The 25520-nt window shown below is 46.5% G+C and carries 14 protein-coding genes and 1 riboswitch; of the genes, 13 read left to right on the forward strand and 1 reads right to left on the reverse strand.

The annotated features are described in order from the left end of the window. The first annotated feature begins 71 nt into the window (after positions 1-71). Positions 72-182: riboswitch (purine riboswitch) on the forward strand. Positions 183-288: 106 nt separating this feature from the next. From P5G61_RS19570 to P5G61_RS19615, 10 genes are all read left to right on the forward strand, one after another. Continuing rightward, positions 289-1242 (forward strand): EamA family transporter, encoded by a 954-nt coding sequence (locus P5G61_RS19570; RefSeq protein ID WP_301248056.1) that lies wholly within the window; start codon positions 289-291, stop codon positions 1240-1242. 204 nt (positions 1243-1446) lie between these two features. Further along, entirely contained in the window at positions 1447-1872 is a 426-nt protein-coding gene (locus tag P5G61_RS19575; RefSeq protein ID WP_024633844.1) for a cupredoxin domain-containing protein, read from the forward strand. A gap of 97 nt (positions 1873-1969) precedes the next feature. Continuing rightward, a complete protein-coding gene (locus P5G61_RS19580; RefSeq protein ID WP_301248057.1) occupies positions 1970-2986 on the forward strand; it encodes an SDR family oxidoreductase in 1017 nt (338 codons plus the stop codon). A 15-nt stretch (positions 2987-3001) separates the two neighbouring features. Next, the gene (locus P5G61_RS19585) at positions 3002-3658 is read left to right on the forward strand and encodes a carboxylesterase family protein (RefSeq protein ID WP_301248058.1); all 657 of its coding nucleotides are present in this window, start codon (positions 3002-3004) and stop codon (positions 3656-3658) included. Positions 3659-3833: 175 nt separating this feature from the next. Next, positions 3834-11345, forward strand: a complete 7512-nt coding sequence (locus tag P5G61_RS19590; RefSeq protein ID WP_301248059.1) for a fibronectin type III domain-containing protein — start codon at positions 3834-3836, stop codon at positions 11343-11345. A 134-nt stretch (positions 11346-11479) separates the two neighbouring features. Next, positions 11480-12190 carry a trehalose operon repressor gene (treR, locus tag P5G61_RS19595; protein ID WP_301248060.1) on the forward strand — a complete coding sequence of 237 codons (711 nt, stop codon included), beginning with the start codon at positions 11480-11482 and terminating at the stop codon, positions 12188-12190. A gap of 367 nt (positions 12191-12557) precedes the next feature. After that, positions 12558-13490 (forward strand): glycoside hydrolase family 5 protein, encoded by a 933-nt coding sequence (locus P5G61_RS19600; protein ID WP_435874240.1) that lies wholly within the window; start codon positions 12558-12560, stop codon positions 13488-13490. A gap of 238 nt (positions 13491-13728) precedes the next feature. Then, positions 13729-15798 carry a bifunctional aldolase/short-chain dehydrogenase gene (locus tag P5G61_RS19605; protein ID WP_301248062.1) on the forward strand — a complete coding sequence of 690 codons (2070 nt, stop codon included), beginning with the start codon at positions 13729-13731 and terminating at the stop codon, positions 15796-15798. Positions 15799-15816: 18 nt separating this feature from the next. Further along, entirely contained in the window at positions 15817-17088 is a 1272-nt protein-coding gene (rhaA, locus tag P5G61_RS19610; RefSeq protein ID WP_301248063.1) for an L-rhamnose isomerase, read from the forward strand. Between the two features lie 249 nt (positions 17089-17337). Continuing rightward, positions 17338-19011 (forward strand): ribonuclease J, encoded by a 1674-nt coding sequence (locus P5G61_RS19615; RefSeq protein WP_301248064.1) that lies wholly within the window; start codon positions 17338-17340, stop codon positions 19009-19011. A 157-nt stretch (positions 19012-19168) separates the two neighbouring features. Here P5G61_RS19615 and P5G61_RS19620 read toward each other — a convergent pair whose 3' ends face one another. Next, on the reverse strand, positions 19169-20251 hold the full coding sequence (locus tag P5G61_RS19620) for a bifunctional 3-deoxy-7-phosphoheptulonate synthase/chorismate mutase (protein WP_024633852.1): 1083 nt from the start codon (positions 20249-20251) through the stop codon (positions 19169-19171). A 568-nt stretch (positions 20252-20819) separates the two neighbouring features. Here P5G61_RS19620 and P5G61_RS19625 point away from each other — a divergent pair. From P5G61_RS19625 to P5G61_RS19635, 3 genes are all read left to right on the forward strand, one after another. Beyond that, positions 20820-21803 (forward strand): LacI family DNA-binding transcriptional regulator, encoded by a 984-nt coding sequence (locus P5G61_RS19625; protein WP_301248065.1) that lies wholly within the window; start codon positions 20820-20822, stop codon positions 21801-21803. 169 nt (positions 21804-21972) lie between these two features. After that, a complete protein-coding gene (locus tag P5G61_RS19630; RefSeq protein ID WP_301248066.1) occupies positions 21973-23448 on the forward strand; it encodes a glycoside hydrolase family 32 protein in 1476 nt (491 codons plus the stop codon). A 28-nt stretch (positions 23449-23476) separates the two neighbouring features. Continuing rightward, a complete protein-coding gene (locus tag P5G61_RS19635) occupies positions 23477-25444 on the forward strand; it encodes a sucrose-specific PTS transporter subunit IIBC (protein ID WP_301248067.1) in 1968 nt (655 codons plus the stop codon). Positions 25445-25520 lie beyond the last annotated feature (76 nt).

The raw sequence follows: 25520 nt of genomic DNA on the forward strand, positions 1-25520 counted from the left end.
TTGTGAATCAGGGTTGACACCACCTCACCTGCCATGTAATATATGAAAAGTCGTCACACACGAATCGCAAACAACAAATGCATATTTTATTTCGTATAACCTCGCAGGCCGAAAGTGTACACAGGGCGAGGGTCTCTACGGGAAGCCTATACTTCCTAACTACGATGCCAGGGAATCATTGTATCCCTTGCTCGTAGTTAGGATTTTTTGCATTTGGATGGTGTCTGTGACCTTGGCATGGATCAAACATGCGGACGCATTTTTCGATCATCAGGAGGTTTATCTATCATGAAATATTATCTGTCCGTTCTCGCAGGAGCGATGAGCTATGGCATATTATCCACAATTGTGGTTCTGGCTTACGGCGAAGGGTACAAACTTGGAGAGGTTGTGGGTACACAGCTGATCACGGGTTTTATCCTGTCCTGGATGCTGGCATTATACTCAAAGTTTAGAATGAAACGGAAATCACAGGCAGATGGGAAACCATCAGCAGCTATGGCAAAAGCTTTCCAGAAATTAACGTGGAAGCAGCGCTTGCTATTAATGGCTGCAGGGACACCAACGGTCATTACCGGTCTTGTCTACTATCAGTCTTTGCGGTACATTCCCGCATCTCTGGCCATTATTCTTTTGTTCCAATTTACGTGGATTAGCGTATTAATTCAGGCCATTAGCAAACGTCAGCGCCCTGACAAAGTAACCTTCTTGACGTTGATTATCCTGTTTGGCGGAACATTGCTGGCAGCAGGTTTCCTGGAACAGGGACTCGGGGAGTTTAACGGCTTGGGCATAGCGCTTGGGTTGATGGCGGCTGTAAGTTACTCGCTGTTTGTACTATTTAGTGGTAAAGCGGTTCCATCGGCGCATCCGGCTTTTCGCAGTGCCTGGATGGTCACAGGGGGTCTGGTCTTGCTGTGTATCCTGTTCCCTCCGACGTTCCTGTTTAACGGATTGATTTGGAGTCAGCTGCTTGTTTTTGGATTGTTGCTTGGATTCTTCGGAGCTTTTATCCCGCCAGTATTGTTCGCAGTAGGTGTCCCTCATATTGGTGGTGACATGGCCGGAATTCTTGGTGCGGTTGAACTCCCGATCGCGGTGCTGCTCTCATCCATCGTGCTTCACGAGCATGTGAGCGCATTGCAATGGATTGGCGTTATCGTAGTGCTGATTGGTGTAGCGCTGCCAGAGATCTATAAGTTACGGATGAAACGAAGTCGAAATACACCTCTATATTCCTGAGTGGGGAATAAGATAGAGTTATAAGGATCATAGCTATAGCTGAAAGAGTAAGAGCCTGAATAACGCAGGCTCTTTTTTATAATTACATTTAACTCAGTGACGCCAGTCAATATGGCCCATATGAGTCATTTTCATTTTTAACCGGATGGGGTATGCTGAAGAAGAGTTGCAATAGAATGGGAACATAGAAAGAGGAGCGTTGAGATGAAAAGCTGGATTAGCAAAACCTGGCCTTGGCTTACGCTGGGAATTACGGTAGTTGTACTGCTGGGATCTTTTATGGTGTATTTTATGGGCAAGGACATGTCACCTGGTTCAGGAAGTGCCGTAACGGCCAAAGCCGAGACGCCGGAGGATTTGAAGGGATATGAAGTTATTGATGTTAACGTAAGTAATGACGGTTTTGAACCAGATGTTATTGAAGTTAAATCCGGGGTCCCCACCAAAATCAATTTTATTCTTACCCGGCAAGTAACACACGTCAAATCAGTAGCGGCTGACAAGCTCGGCATGGATCTTTACATGCAAAAAGGAAACAACTACTATACTGTAGACAAGGATGTCCAACCTGGTGAATATGAAATTCACTGTGGTATGTACATGATCTATGGAACGATCAAGGTCATATAATGGTGAGGAGCAAAGATTCGTTAATTGAATCTTTGCTCCTCTTTGATGTGCGTGATATCATGGACTAGTGATCAAATTCATCTGGAGGTGGGCAAATATGAAAGCGCTTTTTATTGGAGGAACAGGTACCATCAGTACAGCAATTACCGATCAGCTTGCCAAGCAAGGCTGTGAACTTTATTTGATCAACCGGGGAAATCAAAACGATAATTTGCCTGCGCAAATCAAAGTGCTGCAAGCTGATATTAACGATGAAGCACGGGTTGCAGAGCTGATTGCGGACCTGGAGTTCGATGTTGTCGCAGACTTTATTGCATTTGTACCTTCACAGCTGGAGAGAGATTACCGTTTGTTCAAGGACAAAACGAAGCAGTTTATATTTATCAGTTCGGCATCTGCTTATCAGACACCACTTGCTGATTATCGAATCACTGAGGGTACGCCATTATCGAATCCGTATTGGGAATATTCACGTAACAAGATAGCTTGTGAAGACTATCTGATGAAACAGTATCGTGAAGAAGGCTTTCCGGTGACTATTGTACGTCCAAGCCATACGTATAGTGAACGTTCTGTTCCCCTGGGTGTGCACGGAGCCCAAGGCAGCTGGCAGGTCCTTAAGCGCATGCGTGAAAATAAACCGGTACTCATTCATGGAGACGGCACATCACTCTGGACCATAACGCATAACCGTGATTTTGCCAAAGGATTCATTGGCCTTATGGGCAATATCCACGCCATTGGTGAATCGGTACATATTACCTCGGACGAGTCGGTAACCTGGAATCAGATCTATGAGATTATTGCAGGAGTGCTTGGCGTCAAGCTTCATGCGGTTCATGTATCTTCCGAGTTTTTGGCGGCGTGCAGTGATCAGGATCTTCGAGGCGGTTTGCTGGGGGATAAGGCGAACACGGTGGTATTTGATAACAGTAAATTAAAGAGACTGGTTCCGGAATTTGTGGCAACGATCAGGGCTGATCAAGGAATCCGGAGCACCATAGAATACATTCTTGCACATCCTGAATTGCAGACCGAAGATCCCGAGTTTGATGCTTGGTGTGATAAAGTGGTCGGAGTGCTGGACGAAGCATTGCTGAAAATTAGAGATTAGAAATGAGGCGAGCATATGTCCCAGAGCGGCCATCGGCTGGTAAAAGAAATCACCAAAACCGTTACATTGGACTATCTGCTGCACATTCCTGAGAGGGAGGAGCCGCTTTCCAATAATGAGAAGTGGCCTGTCATTATGTTTCTTCATGGTGCTGGGGAACGAGGGAATGATTTGGAAAAGATTAAAGCACACGGGGTTCCCCTTATTGCTGAGCAGGACAAAAGTTTCCCTTTTATCGTAATTTCACCGCAGTGCCCGGTAGATGAATTCTGGGGTATGCATCGCGAAGCTGTTATGGCTCTTCTGGAACATGTGTTGGAAACCGAAGCAGCTGACCCGCAGCGGGTGTATCTTACTGGTATGAGTATGGGCGGATATGGTACATGGGATCTTCCGCTGTTTTACCCGAATACATTTGCAGCATTAGTTCCTGTATGTGGAGGAGCCGATCCATCCAAAGCGGAAGAATTGCGTAATATACCCGTCTGGGCATTTCATGGCGCCAAGGATGACATCGTTTATGTCTCTGAATCTGAGAAGATTGTTCATGCACTCGAAGCACTGAACGCGGATGTGAAGCTCACGATATACCCTGAAGGTGACCATGATGCCTGGACAGAAACGTATGATAACCCAGAGTTGTACAAGTGGTTTCTGAGCCATACGTTATAATCAATCATTCGTGAATGAAAATATTTTCAGCATTCCTAAGTATTTACTTTCGTTATTGGAATCGTTATAATCAAGAAAAAATGACACTTGTTAGGGGAGGCACCCCAACAGAGGACTTTGTTCCTTTGTTGGGGTGCCTCCTTTTTTGGTGTGCAGAAAAGGAGAGCAGACGTTGATGAAATCGCGAAAATCTATTAAAAAACAAGCCGAGCAGCTTACCAAAGTGGTACTGGCATTTGCCTTGCTGTCTCCCCAAGCCTTGTTGGTCGAATGGAGTTCAACGACCGTTATGGCTGAAGCTGTGGAGAGCATCAGTATTGTATCCGATACAGCCAGCATGAAGGCTGTTCAATCCTCCAAGGTGAAGGTGGAGATGAATAGTGATGGCAAATATAGAATTGTGTTGCTTCCAAATACCAACGTATTCTACGGTGGCGATACCGGGAATGTATCCACCATTATTGATCATAATGGAACGCCTGTTAATTTTAAGTCATTGCCCCTTAATTATTATCGAATCAATAACAACGTAATCGAAATGTCCAGGCAAAAAGACAATGTAGAGTATATTTTGCGAGTGTCCATCGTTAATGCCACATCTCAGGGAGGGTATATGAAGGTGGAGCTGGAGGCTGTTAACCGCAGCGGCTCTGCACTAAATCTGGGAGGCACATTCTACTGGGATACGATGGTGAATGGTAACGATGCTTCTCCGTTTGAAGTGATTGAGAACGGCTGGCGCAATTACAGCGGTGGCGTTCAGGTGACGGCTTTTTATGCCAATACGTATAATGTTGTGGACGCGGATCGTATTTTCATGGGGCAGTATAGTAGCCCGGACAGTGCGCAGCTAACAGGTGGTTCTTCCCCATCTTCCTTTACGCCAGGACAGACGGTGACGGCGACGGATACCGCTGCGCAATTCTGGTGGGACGGCAAAGCAACCGCCAACGAGGCGTCACGCAAATTTTCGACGATTGTAGGAATTGGTCCCAAAAATGCACCGCCCTCGTTTGCACTATCAGCCCCCTCCTCGGGTCAGACCTATTATAAAGGGGAACAGCTTCAAATTTCAGGTACAACCCGGGATACGGATGTAGGTGATCTTCTGACCGTCAAATGGTCAATCGACGGTGGGTCTGAGAACATTTTGACACAGATGACAGCTACAGGTTCAAATCAGTCGTTTAATACGAATTACACATTGCCAGATACGCTCGCAGATGGAGCACATACGCTGCAGGTGTGGGTTATGGATGACAAGGGTGGGGTATCTTCAGCGGGCACCGTGAACTTTACGGTGAAAAGCTTCGTTGTTCCGGGAACGCCGACATTTACATCGGTTAATCCTAATAATCTGACAGTGAACTGGGACAAAAAGGCGAATGATGCTTCCGTGACGTATGAACTGAAAAATGTAACGACAAATCAGATCTTTGATACAGGTACATCAAATAGTCGGCAAGTGACCGGACTTACACCGAATACCCCATATTCCTTTGCCGTACGCGCCAAAAATGCGGTTGGTTCTTATACGGGGTATTCAAGCCCAGCTAGCAAATTTACACTGGCAAATACACCTAATGAGGCAGCTGTGAGCCAGTCGGGTAACTCCGTTACGGCGAGTTGGAATAACAATGGCAATCCTGCGGGAACGAACTACAAAACGGAAATACGTAACTCGGTCGGACAAGTACTTCAATCGGGTACCACCTCATCAACTCGTACTGAACTCGCTTTAACTGGACTTGCAGACGGATTGTATGACGTATATGTAGCAGCACTGAATGGAGAAGGCATACAGACTCCTTTTACCTCAGCGGGTCAGATCACGAAAGATACGACTGGTCCCACAGCACCCTCTATAGTGGTTAATCCTTCCTCTTGGACCAAGGAAGATGTCCTGGTTACGATTACAACAGGCTCGGACGCCTTAAGCGGTGTGCAGAAGACACAGTACAAGCTGGGAATCGGAGGAGAATGGCAGGAGTACACAGTTCCTTTTAAGGTTGCTTCTGAAGGAAACACTCTCATTATTACACGTAGTATAGATACATTTGGCAATACAGGACAGGAAGCGTCTGTCATAGCACGGGTGGACCGTACAGCTCCAACACCTCCCGCCATTTCTTTGAATCCTCCGGAATGGACCAATTCGTCAGTAACGGTAACGTTAACGGCAGGTACGGATGAAGCAAGTGGAGTGGGGCTTACACAATATAGGTTAGGAGGTGAAGGGACTTGGACCGATTATCGAGAGCCTTTTCCCATCCATACGGAAGGAGTAACCGAAATCCAGGCTCGAAGTGTAGATCGGGCCTCAAACGTTAGTGCGTCAACTTCAGCCACTGCCCGGATCGACAAGACAGGTCCTGAGGAGCCTAAAATTACGCTCAGTGACGATGAATGGACGAATAAGGATGTGTCTTTTGAAATAACCAGCGGTGAAGATACAGGCAGCGGGCTTGCCAAAAGCCAATATCGTCTAAACGAACAAGGCCCCTGGATCGATTACACCGGTGAAGTGAAGGTTACCAAGGAAGGACAAACCACACTATATGCACGCTCGCTTGATCGGGTAGGAAATGTAAGTATTGTAGCGAAAGCATTCATTCGATTGGATAAGACCGCTCCAACAGAGCCGGTTATTACATTGAGTCAGTCCGGCTGGAGCAAGGAAGCTGTACAATTTACGATTGCTGGCAGCGTAGATGAGCATGCCATATCGTATGAATATAGTTTGAATGGCGCCCCGTATATTGTAGGAAACTCAGGTACAGTGAGTTCAAACGGACCCACGGTAATTCGAGCCAGAGCGCGAGATGCTGTCGGAAACGTTAGCCAGGAGGTGAGTCGTACGGCTCATGTCGATCAGGTTGCTCCAACGATTACGTTTACACCGAATGGACAGGGTTGGAGCGACACGGATATTACGGCTACAGTGCAATATGCAGATTCTGATTCGGGTATCAATGAGAATTCGCGATGGTATAGAGTGACCAACAGTACCACATCACCTGACAACTGGAATGAAGCTCATAGCAATGAGCATATTGTTTCAATCGAATCGGAAGGCATTTGGTACATCCATGCCAAAACAATGGACATGGCAGGAAATACATACGAGACGGTATCAGCGCCTTATCAGATCCAGCGCAAACCACAGCAACCTGGAAATGTGAGCATTATACAGATTAATGAGACCTCAGCAGAACTTACGTGGGATTTGCCGACAGGAGAATGGTATACCGACGGGTATCAGTACGAAATTATTAACCATACGACAGGCCAGTCGTGGACAGTAGACTATCCCAAACATACGCTCAATGATCATTCCCTAAGTGGTGGTCAAGTCTATGAGTATGAAGTAAGGGCTCGAAATCATGCTGGCTTAAGTGATGCAGTAATTGTCCGTGCACTAACGATTCCAGCCGCACCGGGATCTTTACAAATTCGAAAAGTGGATTCCCAGCCTGAGCTGGCAGAAGTGCATTTCGATTCGGTTCAAGGGGCTACTGCATACCGCATCATGGCTGCGACTTCGGATGGGAGGATCGTTTATGACCAGACATTCTCCGATTCTTCCAGCATTCCGTACATTACCAATCTAATCCCGGGAAGCATTCATATGATTTCGGTCACCGCGCTGAATGAGAGTGGTGCGGGAGAAAGCAGCAGGGCCGGATTCCTGACATTGCCTGCGGCCCCCGGTGAATTTGCGGCCGTACAGATTCGTGAGCATGAGATCTCTCTGGCATGGGAGACGGTAACTTCAGCCACGTATTACAGCTTTTCGCGCAGTGGATCAGAATTGTACGAAGGATTGGAAACGGAGTTTGTGGACACAGGTCTGGATAGTGGTACAGAGTATAGCTATGAATTGCTGGCTGCAAATGAGACAGGAGAAGGTCCAGTAGCTAGTTTGCAGAAGCTGGTGACATTGCCCGGGTCCGTTGAAAGCTTGAGTATAGATAATGCTACTACTACGAGCCTGCGTCTAAGTTGGAATCCGGTAAGAGGTGCAGAGCAATACGAAGTCTTTGTGAATGGAGAGAAAAGGGAGACATTGCCTGCCGGAACGCATGAATGGGCAATCACGGGATTGACTGCGGGAGTGATGTATCAGTTGGAGGTTCAGGCAGGTAATGGAAGTGGGCAAGGTCAAGCGAGTCGAACATATGGAACGACACTTCCCGAGAGTCCTTCGGGTCTTCACTTTGTACAACCGACTGAAACAGGAGCAACACTCCGATGGGATGCAGTACCTGGAGCCACGAACTACCGGGTTGTTCTTGATGGACAGAGTTATGAAATATCAGATACACGGCTTGAAGTGCATCAGTTATCAGGCAGCCGCCGTTATACGTATCAGGTGGAGGCTGGAAATGCTGCCGGTTATGGTGCAGCCACAAGCGGTGAACTGCTTACTTTGCCAACCAGACCTGAAGGACTCGCGGTCACGCGTACGGATGAAACAAGCATTGGGGTGGAATGGGAACCTGTAAATACAGCCGAGTCCTATATCGTAAAAATTAATGGGACGGAAGCAGGTCGAACTTCGGGACTTGCCTATACGGCTGGAGAATTGGTGCCAGGCATGGAGTATCTCGTGGAAGTACAGGCCGTGAATGCGTCCGGAACCGGTCAGTCCGCCAGCTTGATTCGATTATCCAAACCAGCGCCGCCTTCAGGAATCGTTGTTGAACCGGGGGTACATAAAGCCACCTTGTCATGGGCCTCGGTAGCAGGTGCTTCGGAGTATATAATTCAACAGGGGAACAAGGAAATTTACCGTGGAACAGAGCTGACGGCCTTTATTTCAGGACTTCAGGATGGAACGAAGCATCACTACACACTAGTTGCAGTTAACCGACAAGGGACAGCATCCGGAGCGTCGATTGTATCTGTACTGACATTACCTGAGAAACCAGCTGAAATTCAGGCATTGGAAGTTTCGGAAAACAGCCTTAGTCTGGATTTCACCAAAACAGGGGTAAAAGGTGCAGATGAATACATCATTGAACGCAATGGGCGAGAAATTGCTCGCATGGATGCGACTGAAACTCGATTTGTAGATGAGAATTTGTCGCCGGGCACGAAATATACGTATAAGATCCGTGCAGTTAATGCAAGTGGTACAGGGGCGTCTCTAACTTATGGTATAACGACTCAGACCCTGCCTCTGTCTGCAGATGGGATTACTGTAATCAAGGGAACGTACGCGTTTGATGTGACGTGGGAAGCAGTAAAGGGAGCCGCCGCATATGAAATTCGCAATCAGACAACGGGGGAAGTACAGACTGTGTCCGAATCATCGGTCCATCTCGCCAGTTTATTGGAAGGCACCACGTATGAGTTTGAACTTACTGTTATGAATGAAGATGGACACCGTTCTTCTCCTGTTCAGGTTCTTTTGTTGACCAGGCCCATATCCCCACAAACGGCAAGTATCGCCGCCGTAACCGATCAATCGGCAACGCTGGATCTGAGTGGCAGCGCCACCCGAGGCGCAGATCAATTCATTATTTTGCGGAATGGTATTGAAATTGACCGTATTCCGGCGGCAAGTAATTCTTATGAAGACAAGGATTTGAAGCCGGGAGAGAGATACACCTATACGGTTAAGACTTCGAATGCTTCAGGAGATAGTGATACGGGATTTGATGTTCAAGTGCGTACGCTGCCTGCAACAATTACAGAAACGCTGCATCCAGATGTGATTGAAGAGACGAAGGCAGTGATGAAGTGGAAACGGGTCCAGGGAGCAGATGGGTATATTGTAATGATAGCGGATGACGAAGTTACTACTATTACAGAGAGTGAAGTTACTGAGGTTACCCTTAATGGACTTACCAGCGCAGCCCAATATGAACAAGTACAGATCGTTCCATACAATACGGCGGGTAACGGAAGTCCCATGGTAGTTGCTCCATTTTTCACGCTGCCTCATGTTGATTCTGTTGAGATGAAGCTATATCCAGAGACCGATCATGCCAGATTGGAGTGGGCTTTCCCTTACTTCAACGAAACATTTGTGGTCTTAATGGATGGTAAGGAGCTGTATAGAGGCAAACAAAAAGAGTATATCGTGAATCAGCTTCAGGGCGGAACCAACTACTCCATTGAACTGTATACCGAGAACGAGCAGGGAGATACATCTCATAAGCTTGAATATACGGTGTTAACCAAACCGGAAGCTCCCAAGGAATTGGAATATCGTTCGACACAGGAGAGTATTCAACTTCAGTTCGAAAAGAGCCATGTCAAAGGGGCTGAACAATTCATCATTGAACGTGACGGTGCAGAGATTAGCCGAGTGTCTGTTGACGAGCCTTTTTACGAGGACAAGGGGCTTGAGCCTGGAGTGAATTATGTGTATACCATCAAGACCGTAAATGCGTCTGGTATTAGTGAAGCCGGGTTCAATCTAAAAGCAATTACGCTGCCTGGCAAAATCCCTTCTCCACCTCAAGCGAAAGAACGCACTCAGCATGGTGCAGATATTGTATGGGATGTGATTCCTGGAGCAGCAGGCTACCGTATCTATCAAGGAGACGAGCTGATAGCGACAACAACGGAAACGTCGATACATGTAACTGAATTGAAAAGTGCCCAGCGCTATCCTAACTTGTCTATTGTACCTTTCAATGAGGCAGGAGACGGAGAGACGGTCAGTGTACCGGAATTCGAGACTTTGCCCTCCGATGAATTCACCGTTTCAGCGATCGCACAGAGTACAAGCAGCATTGTATTGAACTGGAAGCTGGAATCTTCGAATGAAACGATCGTGCTTTCTAGTAGTGGACGGGAGATTTATCGTGGAAAAGATCGAAGCTACATCTGGACAGGATTATCGGGTGGGCAGCGTTATGATGTACTATTGTGGACTGAAAATTCAGCCGGGGAAAAAAGCGAAAGCCAGCAGGCCACGGCTGTGACTCTGCCCTATCCACCTCCAAGCGGAAGTGGAGCTGCTTCACCATCACCTTCCTCCAAACCGGAGGATGCTCAATCTGGAGTGTCTCAACCAGAGCTAAATGAGAAATCGGAAACAACAGTCAAAAAAGAGGTCAAATTCATTGATATTGGCCAAACATTCAATAAAGATCAGATTATATGGCTGGCCGAGCAAAACATCATTCAAGGTGTAAGTGATACCCGCTTTGAACCGCGTCGTCCCATTACAAGAGCGGAGTTCACAGCACTTATTGTGCGATTAATGGGTGTAGACACATCTGCCAATTATCAGCATGCTTTTCGGGATGTAAACGATCAGGATTGGTTTGCTCCAGAGATAGAAGCCGCCGTAAGGCGTGATATGGTTCATGGCATGGGAAATGGTAAATTTGCTCCACATGCGCTCGTAACCCGGGAACAGGCATCGAAGATTATTGCGAATGTTATTCGCAAAATCAAGCCGGAACCTGCAACTTCACGTCGTGCGTTTACGGATCAGATGGATGTGTCCGATTGGGCCAAAGAAGAGGTCGAAGAGCTTGCAGGGATGTATATGCTTACCGGATATGAAGACGGCAGTTTCCGTCCCTTGCAGCATCTGAGCAGATCAGAGGCGGCAGCTCTGATCTTTCGACTGAACAAACTGATTCGTATTATTGAAGAGAACCAAACTATGGACAACAATGGAACGAGTATAGACGCCGATACTAACACGTCAAAAACGGAGTGAATGACGTAGATAGATTAACATGTAACTTCATCCTTTCATCATCTTCAGCAGCCACATTATCGGTTGTTCGACTTTTAATGTTATAATAGGTAGCTAATATGACAAAAAAGGGTAATGGACAGTGGTGATGAATGATGAATAATAAATTTATCCGAATCTATGAAGATATTGCAGCTCGTATTCGGACTGGAGAAATTGAAGCAGGTACATTGCTTCCATCGGAACTTGATCTATCGGAAAGCTATCAAACGTCCAGAGAAACAATTCGCAAGGCGCTGAAAATGCTGTCTGAAGAAGGGTATATTCAGAAAATTCAAGGCAAGGGCTCCATTGTACTGGATATACGTAAAATCGATTTTCCTATTTCAGGACTTGTCAGCTTCAAGGAACTGGCTAAAAAAATGGGACATCGGGCCAAAACGTACGTTAAGGTTTTTGAAGAAAAAAAGGTTGATCAGGCCTTGTTCAAAAAAATCAATTTTGGTCTGAATGAAAAGGTCTGGGAGATCAGACGTGTGCGCCAAGTCGATGGCGAACATGTCATTCTGGACAAGGACCATATAAGCCAGCGGCTTATTCCCGGTTTGACCAAGGAAATATGTAATGACTCCATCTTTGAGTACATTGAAGAAGAGCTGGGGTTGACCATCTCTTTTGCGAAAAAGGAAATATTGGTGGAGGAGCCAACTGCTGAGGATAGGGAATTGCTTGATCTCGAAGGGTTCCATAATGTAGTTGTAGTTAGAAGCCAGGTTTACCTAGAGGATGCCAGTCAGTTTCAATTCACAGAGGCGAGGCATCGCCCGGACAAGTTCAGATTTGTAGATTTTGCCCGGCGCAGATAAGGTTCATTGACCTTCCATAGAACAAAGAGAGTACCTTTCACTTCTTTTATCGGTGAATGAGGTACTCTCTTTGCTGTGGAGCTAAAATTAATTCCTTATCATGGTAAGAATAACTTGACCGGTAAGCGTTTTCATTTTATTATATGTCCATAACCTTAACGATAAGGTAAATAATATTAAATTATTTATCTTATACAAAGTTATTTTATACTTATCTTAATAACCTTCTGTGATTATGAGTTACTTTTGATTTTAGTTAACTTATTGCCTTGAGCAGGGTTAATTGAAATAAACAAAAAAATGTGGGAGGTTCTAACGAATGGTCAAGTTGCAAAAGTGTACAGTCTTCACCGTAATTGCTGCACTTATGTTAGTGATTCTGGGAAGTGCTGCGCCCAAAGCGTCTGCTGCTACAGGATTTTATGTAAGTGGGGGCAAATTGTACGATTCCACTGGCAAGGCATTTGTTATGAGAGGTGTCAATCATGGACATTCCTGGTTTAAAAATGATCTGAACACGGCTATCCCTGCGATTGCCAAAACAGGTGCCAACACCGTACGAGTTGTGCTGTCCAATGGTGTACAGTACACGAAAGACGATCTGAACTCCGTTAAAAACATCATTAATGTTGTAAGCGCAAACAAAATGATTGCGGTGCTTGAAGTACATGATGCAACAGGTAAGGATGACTATAATTCGTTGGATGCAGCGGTGAACTACTGGATTAGCATCAAGGAAGCACTCATTGGCAAAGAAGATAGGGTTATCGTTAATATTGCGAATGAATGGTATGGAACATGGAACGGCAGTGCCTGGGCTGACGGATACAAAAAGGCGATTCCGAAGTTAAGAAATGCCGGTATTAACAATACATTGATTGTGGATGCAGCCGGCTGGGGGCAGTACCCACAATCCATCGTGGATTATGGACAAAGTGTATTTGCAGCAGATTCACAGAAAAACACGGTATTCTCCATTCACATGTATGAATATGCCGGCAAAGATGCGGCAACCGTCAAAGCCAACATGGAAAGCGTGCTGAACAAAGGATTGGCCCTGATCATCGGTGAGTTTGGTGGATATCACACGAACGGGGATGTCGATGAATATGCGATCATGAAATATGGTCAGGAAAAAGGCGTAGGCTGGCTCGCTTGGTCATGGTATGGCAACAACTCTGATTTGAGCTATTTGGATTTGGCTACGGGCCCTAACGGAAGTTTGACAAGCTTTGGCAACACGGTCGTTAACGACACCTATGGAATTAAAAATACATCCCAAAAAGCAGGGATCTACTAGGATCTATCTTTCCATACAAGGTTCCAACAATTACCGAGAAGCATTCAAGCTTCTTTTGAGGATAAAATCTCACCCAAACACTCTGACCAATACGTCAGGGTGTTTCTTTAATAGTGAATCATTAGAACAACCTCCTTTTGAATTTTTCCGTTTATATTTAAAATCTTTTGTTTTCAAAACAAAACAAAGATGATAAACTCTGATTAGGAATAAAACAAACATTATCGGAGGGGAACAAATGGTACAGAGTTTATGGAATTCATCACAGGCTTCGGAGAAAACAACGGGACTGGAGCAATTGGTCTATCGATCCAATCTGATTGGTGCAGATCGTCGTGTTTGTAACATTTTCGGAGGTAACACGTCTACCAAAACGACGGTGAAAGATTTTCGCGGCCGTGATATAGAAGTGATGTATGTTAAAGGCAGCGGATCTGACCTGGCTTCTATGCAGGCGAATCATTTTACAGGCCTTGGACTTGAAGACATTCGTCCATTAATCGAACGTGAATCCATGTCGGATGAAGAGATGGTCGAATATCTGGGACATTGCATGATCGATTCCAAACATCCACGTGCATCCATTGAGACCCTACTGCATGCGTTCCTTCCATATAAACATGTGGACCATACCCATCCGGATGCAATTATTAGTCTGTGTTGTGCAGATAACGGAAAAGAATTGGCGAAAGAGATTTACGGAGACCGATTTGTATGGGTTCCTTATGTGCGTCCCGGGTTTACACTGTCCAAGATGATTGCTGAAAGCGTATTCTCGAATCCAAATGCCGAACTGGTTCTGATGGAGAAGCACGGACTCGTGACTTGGGGAGAAACCTCCGAGGAATGTTACGCGCAGACGATCAAAATAATTAATGAAGCGGAAGCCTTTATTGAAGCACGTGTTGACGAAGAAAGCCTGTTTGGCGGAGAAAAACATCCCGCGCTTGAGGCAGAAGTTCGTCGTCAGATCGTATCCAAAGTAATGCCGACCATTCGGGGAGCGGTATCGGATAGCAAAAAAATGATTTTGTCCTTTGACGATCAGGAGGATGTGCTTGCCTTTGTTGGAGGAGTGGACTCACCAGAGCTGTCACAGGTGGGCGCGGCGTGCCCGGATCATTTGGTTCACACCAAAGTGGTACCTCTATTCATTGATTGGACACCGGACGCGGAGGATATCGAAGGGCTGAAATCCAAGCTGGTGGAAGGCGTAGCCGCCTACAAAGAACAATATCAAGCGTATTTTGAAAGTAACAAAAACGAAGGTGACGTGATGTTCGAAGCTGCGCCTCGTGTCATTCTCATCCCGGGTGTGGGCATGATCAACACAGGCAAGAGCTGGGCGCTGTCCCAGGTAAGCGGGGCATTGTATCATAGAGCCATTGCCGTGATGCGTGGTGCGACAAGTTTGGGCCAATTCGTATCCCTCAGCGCCAATGAATCCTACAATGTAGAGTACTGGTCGCTTGAGCTGTACAAATTATCGCTGGCTCCGGCAGAGACCGAGTTTTCCCGTAAAGTGGCGTTTATTACCGGGGGTGCCGGTGGAATTGGAAGCGAAACAGCACGCAGATTGGTATCCGAAGGGGCACACGTCGTTCTCGCGGACCTCAACCTTGAAGGGGCGCAGAAGGTAGCTCAGGAAATTAACGATCAATATGGTGCGAATCGCGCATATGCATTGAAGATGGATGTGACCGATGAGGAAGCCGTGCAATCTGCGTATGCCGAAGTTGCCGTCCAATATGGCGGAGTGGATATCATTGTGAACAATGCGGGCTTAGCTACCTCCAGTCCATTTGACGAAACATCCTTGAAGGAATGGAATCTGAACATGAATGTGCTGGGAACTGGGTATTTCCTCGTGGCGCGCGAAGCCTTTAAGTTGATGAAACAGCAGGGGATTGGTGGCAGTATGGTATTTATCGGGTCCAAAAACTCGGTTTATGCGGGTAAACGCGCCTCAGCTTACAGCTCGGCCAAAGCGCTCGAAGCTCATCTGGCCCGCTGCATCGCAGCAGAAGGCGGGGAATATGGCATTCGTGTCAATACGATTCTTCCGGATGCGATCCTGCAAGGTTCAGCGATCTGGAACGGTTCATGGAGAAATGAACGTGCAGCAGCATATGGCATCGAACCGGACCAACTGGAAGAGTACTATCGTAAACGTACGACTTTGCTCGTCAATATTTATCCAAGAGACATTGCGGAAGGCATCGCATTCTTCGCGTCTTCCAAATCGGAAAAAACAACCGGATGTATGATGACCATTGACGGCGGTGTGCCGGCAGCATTTACACGATAATAAGGAGGGTTCTTGCACATGGAAAATCAAGTCAAGCAAGCATATGAAGCAGCCAAATCGTTATATGCCCAGCATGGAATTGATACGGATGAAGTGCTGAAGAAACTCGCGGAGATCAAAGTATCTGTTCACTGTTGGCAAGGGGACGATGTAAAAGGCTTTCTGAATAAAGACGGGGAACTGACGGGCGGAATATCCGTTACAGGACAGTATCCGGGGGCTGCAGCGACACCTGCAGAGCTTCGGGCAGACCTGGAGCAGGCATTCTCCATGATTCCCGGCAAACATAAGGTTAATTTGCATGCGATTTACGCGGATACGGACGAACAAGTGGAGCTGGATCGGATTGAGCCAAAGCATTATGAGAACTGGGTAAAATGGGCCAAAGAACAGGGGCTCGGTCTTGATTTCAATCCAACCTGCTTTTCACATGAAAAATCAAGTGACGGCTTCACACTAAGTCACCCTGATCCGGAGATTCGCAAGTTCTGGATCGATCACTGCAAAGCATCCCGCCGCATTGGTGCTTACTTCGGTGAGCAGCTGGGTCAAACCTGTGTAACCAATGTGTGGGTACCAGACGGGTTCAAGGATAATCCGATCGATCGGATGACACCGCGGAAGCGGCTCAAGGATTCTCTGGATGAGGTATTTGCCGAGAAGCTTGATCCGAGGTATCATCTGGATGCGGTAGAGAGCAAGCTTTTTGGCCTCGGTTCCGAAGCGTATGTTGTGGGTTCGCATGAATTCTATATGGGCTATGGACTGCAAAATGATACGTTAATCTGCCTCGATGCCGGACATTTTCATCCAACGGAAGTGATATCCAACAAACTGTCTTCGTTGGCCCTATTTACCAGCGGTATTCTGCTGCATGTCAGCCGCCCAATGCGTTGGGACAGTGACCATGTTGTCATTATGGATGATGAGCTGCTGGAAATCGCCCGCGAACTGGTACGTCATGATCTGCTTCCAACGACACATATCGGTCTCGATTTCTTTGATGGAAGCATCAACCGGGTTGCTGCGTGGGTGGTTGGCACACGTAATACGATTAAAGCACTGCTACGTGCAATGCTGGAACCTGTGGATACCCTGAAAACAGCTGAACTGGAAGGGGATTATACACTTCGTCTTGCTTTGACGGAAGAGTTCAAGTCCTATCCTTTTGGCGCGATTTGGGATTATTATTGTGCCCAACAGCAAGTACCTGTACGTGAACAGTGGATTGCTGAGATCAAAACGTATGAGCAGGAAGTTTTGCTTCAGCGTGATAAGTCTCTCGTATAATAAATATTTAATTTACATTATAAAATAAGAAGCAGTTGGTAGTTAGAGTCGTCATCATTTATGTAATTATCGCATTATTCATCGTTCAGATGATGCAAACCACAGTGGAGCAACCCTCCGCTGTGGTTTTTTCACATGGAAAAGCTTCAAAATGCATAAGTGCAGTCATAAGCTCCATACTAAAAATACATAAAAAGAATGTAAGGCATCTTTGCCATTATTGAAACCGTAGAGGAGGATCAATCCGATTTGGATCTCGCCCACAACAAATTGTATATTGCTGCACTTGGCGGATTGAATGAAATTGGCAAGAACATGTACCTTATCCAGTATAATCAGGACATCATTGTCATCGACTGTGGTTCTAAATTTCCGGATGAAACCCTGCCGGGGATCGATCTTATCATTCCGGATGTAACGTATCTGCTGGAAAATCAGGACAAGGTGAGAGCGCTTGTGGTTACTCATGGACATGAAGACCACATTGGAGGCATTCCTTATTTGTTAAAACAAATCAATATCCCTGTGTATGCGTCCAGACTGACACGAGGATTAATTGAGCTTAAACTGAAAGAGCATGGGCTGCTGCGCAAAGCGGAGATCCATACGGTTGACTCCAAATCCAGTATTATGCTGGGTGCCATTGAGGTTTCTTTTTTTGCAACCAGTCACAGCATACCGGATTGTCTCGGCATTTTCTTTCAGACACCAGGCGGCAATGTCGTCCATACCGGGGATTTCAAGTTTGATTTGTCACCTGTTAATGGGCCATATCCCGATCTGCATCGTATGGCCGAGATTGGCAAACAAGGTGTTCACGTACTGCTGTCCGAAAGCACCAATGCAGAGAGACCCGGATTCACGCCTTCCGAGCGTGTCGTTGGTGATCACATATTGGATGCGTTCATTCGTGCCAAACAAAAAGTATTTATATCAACCTTTGCGTCCAACGTAAGCAGGGTACAGCAAATTGTAAATGCTGCATTCGAGACGGGGCGTAAGCTGGCTCTGCTTGGCAGAAGCATGATCAATGTAGTGTCTGTAGCCAGTGAACTGGGATACCTGGATGTTCCTGAGGGGCTGCTCATAGAAGCAATCGATTCGGACCAGTTTCCACCTGATGAGGTCGTTGTGCTCTGTACGGGAAGTCAGGGTGAGACGATGGCTGCATTATCCCGCCTGGCTGCCTCCAAACATCCTCATGTGAAGATTGCACCTGGAGATACCGTTATCATTGCCGCTGGTGCGATCCCGGGAAACGAGCGCAATCTTGCGCATGTCATTGATAATCTGTATGTGCTCGGTGCACGCGTTATTTATGGTTCAAGCGGCGCAGCAGGCATGCATGTATCAGGACATGGTAGCCAGGAAGAACTCAAACTGATGCTGACCCTGATGAAGCCTGATTATCTGATTCCTGTTCACGGCGAGTTCCGTATGTTGTATCAGCATAGACAGCTCGCGGAGTCTGTGGGGATTGAACGAGATCATGTATTTATCTTGAATAATGGGGATATGATTCAGTACAAAGATGGCGTTGCTTCTTCGGGTCCCAAAATTGCTTCAGGCAACAGTCTGGTTGATGGTCTGCTCATGGGCGATGTCGGTAATATCGTGCTGCGTGACCGCCGGCAACTGTCCTCCGATGGAATGTTGGTGATTGTGACTACGCTAAGCAAAACGGAGAAACATATGGTTACAGCTCCCGAGATTATCTCCAGAGGTTTTGTATTTGTGAAAGACTCCGAGGAATTCATGAAAGAGCTTCATGAACTGGTTCAAAACAAGATGAATGAACTAACCGGAAGCGGAGCGAATCAATGGAATGTGATCAAAAGAAAGCTGAAAGACGAGATTGGTCATTACATCTACGCTCAGACGAAACGAAGACCGATGATTCTGCCCATTATTATTGAGGTATGAGGAAAGGGAGAATACGGTCAAAGATGCTGCGTGTTATGTACGGGAATAGAGACTCCTGCTAGGAAATTAAGATGATCAAAAGCCTGAGAAATGTGTGGTCATATAGCATTTGTATGAACACACATTTTAGTCAGGCTTTTATTGTTTGTTAATTAACCTATTGATCCTTCAGCAACCCCGATTGTCTCACAGATGTGAGGAACTGATTAAATTGCTCAATGTTTAATTGCTGTGCGCTATCCGAGAGGGCCACCGCCGGATTTGGATGAACCTCAACCATAACACCATCTGCACCCGCTGCCAGAGCTGCCTTGGCACAAGGAGCGAGAATGTCTTTGCGACCGGTAGAGTGGGTGACATCCACAAGTACAGGCAGGTGGGTTTCCTGTTTCAGAATCGGTACAGCAGAGATGTCGAGTGTATTTCGGGTTGCTTTTTCATACGTGCGAATGCCTCGTTCAATCAGCATGACCTGTTTGTTACCCCGAGAGACAACATATTCCGCAGCATGCACGAATTCATCAATGGTTGCAGACAACCCGCGTTTCAGCAGAATAGGGATGTTTACATCTCCCGCAGCCTTGAGCAGTTCAAAGTTTTGCATGTTACGGGCACCGATCTGGATCACGTCTATATACTCGCCAGCCAGTTCAATATGACTTGGATGCACAATCTCACTAATGGTCTTCAGCCCGAACTCATCGGCAACTTCCTTCAGAATTTTCAATCCTTCGATTCCGAGTCCCTGGAAGTCATATGGAGAAGTACGAGGTTTGAATGCACCTCCGCGCATCACGGTAATGCCGGCTGCTTTCAGCGCTGCGGCGACCTCACGTACCTGCTCGTAACTTTCAACTGAGCACGGTCCAGCAATCATGATCGGTTTGCCTGCACCTACCTTGACGTTTCCGATGGAGACGACCGTATCTTCCTGCTGATTTTTGCGGCTAACGAGCAGTTGTTTCTTGTGTTCGTCGACCTGAAGGTTCAGGGAGGCTTGGAAAATTTGTTTGAACAGGAGCTTGATGGCATCGTCTTGGAAAGGGCCCGGGTTAGCCGCAGTCAGTTCCTCCAGCATTTCTTTTTCGCGAACCGGATCAAACTTGGGTACACCCTGTTTTTCCTTGATTTGACCAATTTCCTGTGTAATTTGGGCCCGTTCTGACAACAAGTGCAGGAGGTTATGGTTAATTTCACTCAATCGGCCTCTTAATTGTTCCAAGTTCTTGCTTTGATCCATTCTGATCCACTCCTTCAATATAGGTTTATGAAAAAACACAAAAAGGCCCTTCATCCGTAAGGGACGAAGAAGCCGTGGTACCACCCTAATTAGAAACGGTCCTGCTGATTGAATACAGCCGATCTGTTTCTCACTTTGACCTTTTAACGCAAGGAACGGATTGTCCTAGAAGCTGTACCTTGAGGAGCAGCTCTTCAGCAATCGGCTCGGGAGTGAACTTCGGCGGCATGTTCCTTTCGGGTGCTCTCAGTCTTCGGCACCGCGTCCCTGTAATGAACGATAACTCCGCGTACTCTTTCCGTCATAGCCTGTATGAATAATGATGTTCTGTGCTGTATTTCATGATGCACGTTACGAATTGAAGTTATACTAGCATCTCATGTTCCTTGTCTGCAAGAAGCTGAATTAATGCCATGCATCAATAACGCTTTACCGTGACGCATTATACATCTGCTTCCAGTGTACTGTGAGATTTACTAATAGCTTCATGGGAATAGTATTCGCAAGGGTATGCCATTCGAAGTATAATATAAGTGAATGCATGCGAATGTGAATAAGAGGAGAAATTATGAATAAAACGATTTCGGATATCGCCCAAATGGCAGGCGTGGCGAAGAGTACAGTCTCTCGTTTCCTGAATGGTGGTTCGGTTAGTGAAGATACACGGCAGAAAATTGAGCGCATTATTAAACAATATAATTACGTACCCAATACGTTTGCACAGAGTCTTAAAGCCAAAAAAACCAGTATTATTGGAACGGTTGTTCCTCGTCTGGATTCCTTTGCAACCTCCCAGACATTGATTGGCATCGATGAAGAATTAAGAAATAATCAGTATCAGATGTTGATTGCGAATACGAGCCAGGATATGCAACGTGAGATTGATGCAATATATGATTTTGCCAGACAAAAAGTGTCAGGCATTATTCTGCTAGCCGCCGAAGTGACCGATGCACATCTGAAAGCCGTTGAAGACATCGGTATTCCGGTCCTCTTAGTAGGACAGCAGCATAAACAGCTGCACAGTCTGGTTCATAATGATGATCAGGCGGGGTATGAGATGGGTAAGCATGTTGTGGAAAAAGGCCATCGGAAGATCGTCTATATGGGTGTTACCGAGAAAGATCAGGCGGTGGGTATCCATCGCAAACAAGGGTTCAAGCGTGCAATTGACGAATGTGCCGGATGTGATGTGACGTATTATGAGACAAGCTTCAAAATGTCCGAAGCTATCGTTACCGCAGAAGCGATTATGAAAGAAAGCAAACCGACCATTATTGTGGGCGCAACGGATAATATCGCACTGGGTGTGATGAAAATTGCTTTTTCCAACAAGGTACGAATTCCCCAGGATCTCTCGGTTACCGGATTTGGTGGATACGAAATTACCGAGATGATTCATCCTACGCTAACGACGGTGAAATATCATTATTTTGAGGCAGGTCAAGTGGCGGCCCAGCACATTATTCGTCTGGTAAAAGGCGAGCCAGTGGAACAGTGCACGATCCTTGATGTGGAGATTATTCCACGAGAAAGCGTTGACAAGATATAAATGAATCCTATATGATAATTCCATCGAACCGGTTCCACACCAAATATCCAATACGGATATGGGAACACGGTGCAGGCGACAAAGCCATATGGAATTATTTTTTTAAGTGCATTGGAACCGGTTCCTCTAATTTAAGTTTTACTTTTCGCGAGGATGGAGAACACTTTTTATGAAAATGACTAGAGAGCAGCGCTACAGACGAATCGAGCAGGCAGAGCCTGGAGAAATAGGCAAGCTGGAAGCTTTGATCTCAGCATGTCCATGGAGACAGAGTTACCATATCCAGCCTATAACCGGACTGCTTAACGATCCTAACGGATTCTCTTATTATCAGGGGTATTATCATTTGTTCTATCAGTGGTTTCCACTCGGGACCGAGCATGGAATGAAATATTGGTATCATACCCGTTCAACGGATCTGGTGAACTGGGAAGAAGTCGGAATTGGAATTCAGCCGGGTGACACATACGACTCACATGGGGCGTATTCGGGCAGTGCTATTGAAAAAGAAGGTCAACTGTATCTGCTGTACACAGGCAATACAAGAGATCAAGAGTGGATCAGGCATCCGTATCAGTGTCTGGCGATTATGGATGAAAGCGGTTCAATAGCCAAAGTGGATCAACCTGTAATCTCCGAAGTACCTTTTGGGTACACAGAGCACTTCCGAGATCCAAAAGTATGGCAGCAGGGGGACACGTATTATTGTGTGATTGGAGCCCAGCGCGTGGATGAGACCGGATGCACAGTATTATATCGCTCGTCAGATCTTAGAAACTGGACGTTTCTTGGAGAGATTCATACTGGGCTACCGAAGTTTGGCTACATGTGGGAGTGCCCCGATTATATGGAGCTGCAAGGTCAGGGTGTGCTGATCTTTTCTCCTCAAGGAATAGAAAGTCAGGGAGATGAGTATCAGAACATTTTTCAGTCGGGCTATCTGATTGGCGAACCACTGGATCTTCAGACAAGGGATTTCGAACATGGTCCGTTTCAGGAGCTGGATCGCGGATTTGACTTTTATGCCCCGCAGACGATGCAGGCGCCGGATGGACGACGAATTCTGGTGGGATGGATGGGGCTCCCGGATTTGGAGTATCCGACAGACCAGAGTGGATGGGCTCATTGCCTGACGATTCCGCGGCAGTTGTCACTTCGGGAGGGTAAGTTAATCCAGCAGCCTGTCTCTGAAATGGTGAAGCTTCGAGGGGATTCAGAAGGGAATCATATGGAATTCACGCTGGAAAATGAGACCCGATCCTTCGCGGACTTTGCTGGAATTGCTTATGAGTTGGAATGTGAGATCCGTGATTTTGACGCAGAGACCGTAGGCATTGAATTCCGGGCAAGCGCAGAAGAGAAGACTGTGTTGCAGTATGATCGCTTGGAACAGAAAGTAATCCTGGATCGCTCCAAATCAGGTGCCCCGCTCGCGGAGCCGAATGGAAATGTGCGGCGCTGCGCACTGAATGCAGACGCGCTTAAGATTCATATGTTTGTGGATTCTTCTTCCGTTGAGATCTTTGTCAATGATGGAGAAGAGGTATTCACAAGCCGTATCTTCCCTAGTAAGGAAAGTGTGGAGATTCGCTTCTTTACACAGGCAGGCAAGGCAAAATTTCAGGCATCAAAGTGGGATTATTAGAGATATAACGTGAGAGGAATGAAGAACCATGTCGGATAATCAGCAGATTGCCCAGGACGTTATTCGTGCCATCGGGGGCAAAGAAAATATCGCGTCATTTGCACATTGTGCAACACGTCTTCGGATCATGGTGAATGACAAGGACAAGATCGATCAGAAGCAGGTCGAGAACATCGACAAAGTGAAAGGGGCTTTTTTCAACTCGGGCCAGTATCAGATCATTTTCGGAACAGGAACCGTAAACCGGATATTTGAAGAGGTAGAGAAGCTGGGGATCGAGGGAACTTCCAAGGAAGACGTGAAGAGTCAGGGCAAAAAGGAAGGCAATGCTTTTCAACGGGCCATTCGTACGTTTGGTGACGTTTTTGTACCGATTATTCCTGTGCTCGTGGCAACGGGGCTGTTCATGGGGCTGCGGGGGCTGCTCACTCAGAATGAAATTCTTTCGCTGTTTGGTGCAACACCTGAAGACATTTCGCCCAATTTCCTGCTATTTACTCAGATCCTGACGGATACAGCATTTGCATTTCTTCCTGCACTAGTAGCTTGGTCTGCGTTCCGCGTATTTGGCGGGAGTCCGGTTCTGGGTATCGTTTTGGGTCTGATGCTTGTGAATCCGGCGCTGCCAAATGCGTACGCTGTGGCCGATGGATCGGCACAACCGCTGCATATGTTCGGGTTCATACCGGTAGTCGGGTATCAGGGCTCCGTGCTGCCTGCGTTCTTCGTGGGGTTGATCGGAGCGAAGTTTGAGAAAGTTCTGAGAAGACGTGTACCGGAGGCACTGGACTTAATTCTTACCCCTTTTATTACGCTGACGGTCATGATTACGTTGGGACTCTTCGCGATCGGCCCGGTATTCCATTCCCTGGAGGAGTGGGTGCTGCATGGAACGACTGCCGTATTGGGACTGCCATTGGGTATTGCGGGTATTATTATTGGTTTCTTTCATCAAATTATTGTCGTTACCGGTGTTCATCACATCTTTAACTTTCTGGAGATACAATTGCTGGAGAAAACGGGCTTTAATCCGTTCAACGCGATTATTACCTGCGCTATGGCTGCACAAGGAGCGGCTTGCCTGGCGGTGGGGTTGAAAACTAAAAATACTAAGCTGAAAGCACTCGCACTTCCTTCGTCATTTTCTGCATTTCTAGGGATTACCGAACCTGCTATCTTCGGGGTTAACTTGCGGTATATGAAACCATTTATCATGGGGCTTGTTGGAGGCGCTGTAGGTGGATTTCTCGCATCTTTGTTCCACTTGCAAGGTACTGGTATGGCGGTGACAGTTATTCCGGGAACTCTGCTGTATTTGAACAGTCAATTGCCTTTGTACATTTTGTCCAACGTGGTTGCCATGGGAATTGCCTTTACACTTACCTGGTTGTTTGGATATAAGGATCAGCCGGTTGCAGAGGAAGTACCAGACAATGGAGGAGATGTGGGCAAGTCGGAAGTTCACTCGCAAAAGCCACACTCATCTGCCAGTCAGGCCGTTAACCATCGTACCAAGGTAGATATCCTGGAGATTGCCTCACCGATGACAGGCACAGCCGTTGCTCTGGAGCAGGTACCTGATCCGGCATTCTCGGAAAAGCATATGGGAGAAGGGATCGCTATCGAGCCTTCTGAGGGCAAAGTATTTGCACCTTTTGACGGCGTTATCGCTCATGTGATGAACAAGAGCAAACATGCAGTAATTCTGGAACATGAGACCGGTGTTCAGATGCTAGTGCATATCGGAATTAACACGGTTGGATTAAAGGGGGAAGGTTTTACCGCACATGTGAATAGCGGCGACACCGTAACCGCAGGACAATTGTTGATTGAATTTGACATGAAAGCCATTCAGGCTGCAGGACTTCCATTGATTACACCTGTGCTTATTCCCCATGGGAACGATACGATTGAACAGGTGATGGCCAATTTGACAGGCTCTGTTCAAGCTAACGGAGAAGCACTAATGATTGTGAAATTTACTGAACCGCAATAAGGGAAACAGTTGAAAAAGACAGGTCAAAAAATGCAAATAAACCCGGTGTATGTCACCAGGGTTTATTTGCATTTTT

The sequence above is a fragment of the Paenibacillus vandeheii genome, assembly GCF_030433635.1.
GTDB classification, from domain to species: domain Bacteria; phylum Bacillota; class Bacilli; order Paenibacillales; family Paenibacillaceae; genus Paenibacillus; species Paenibacillus vandeheii.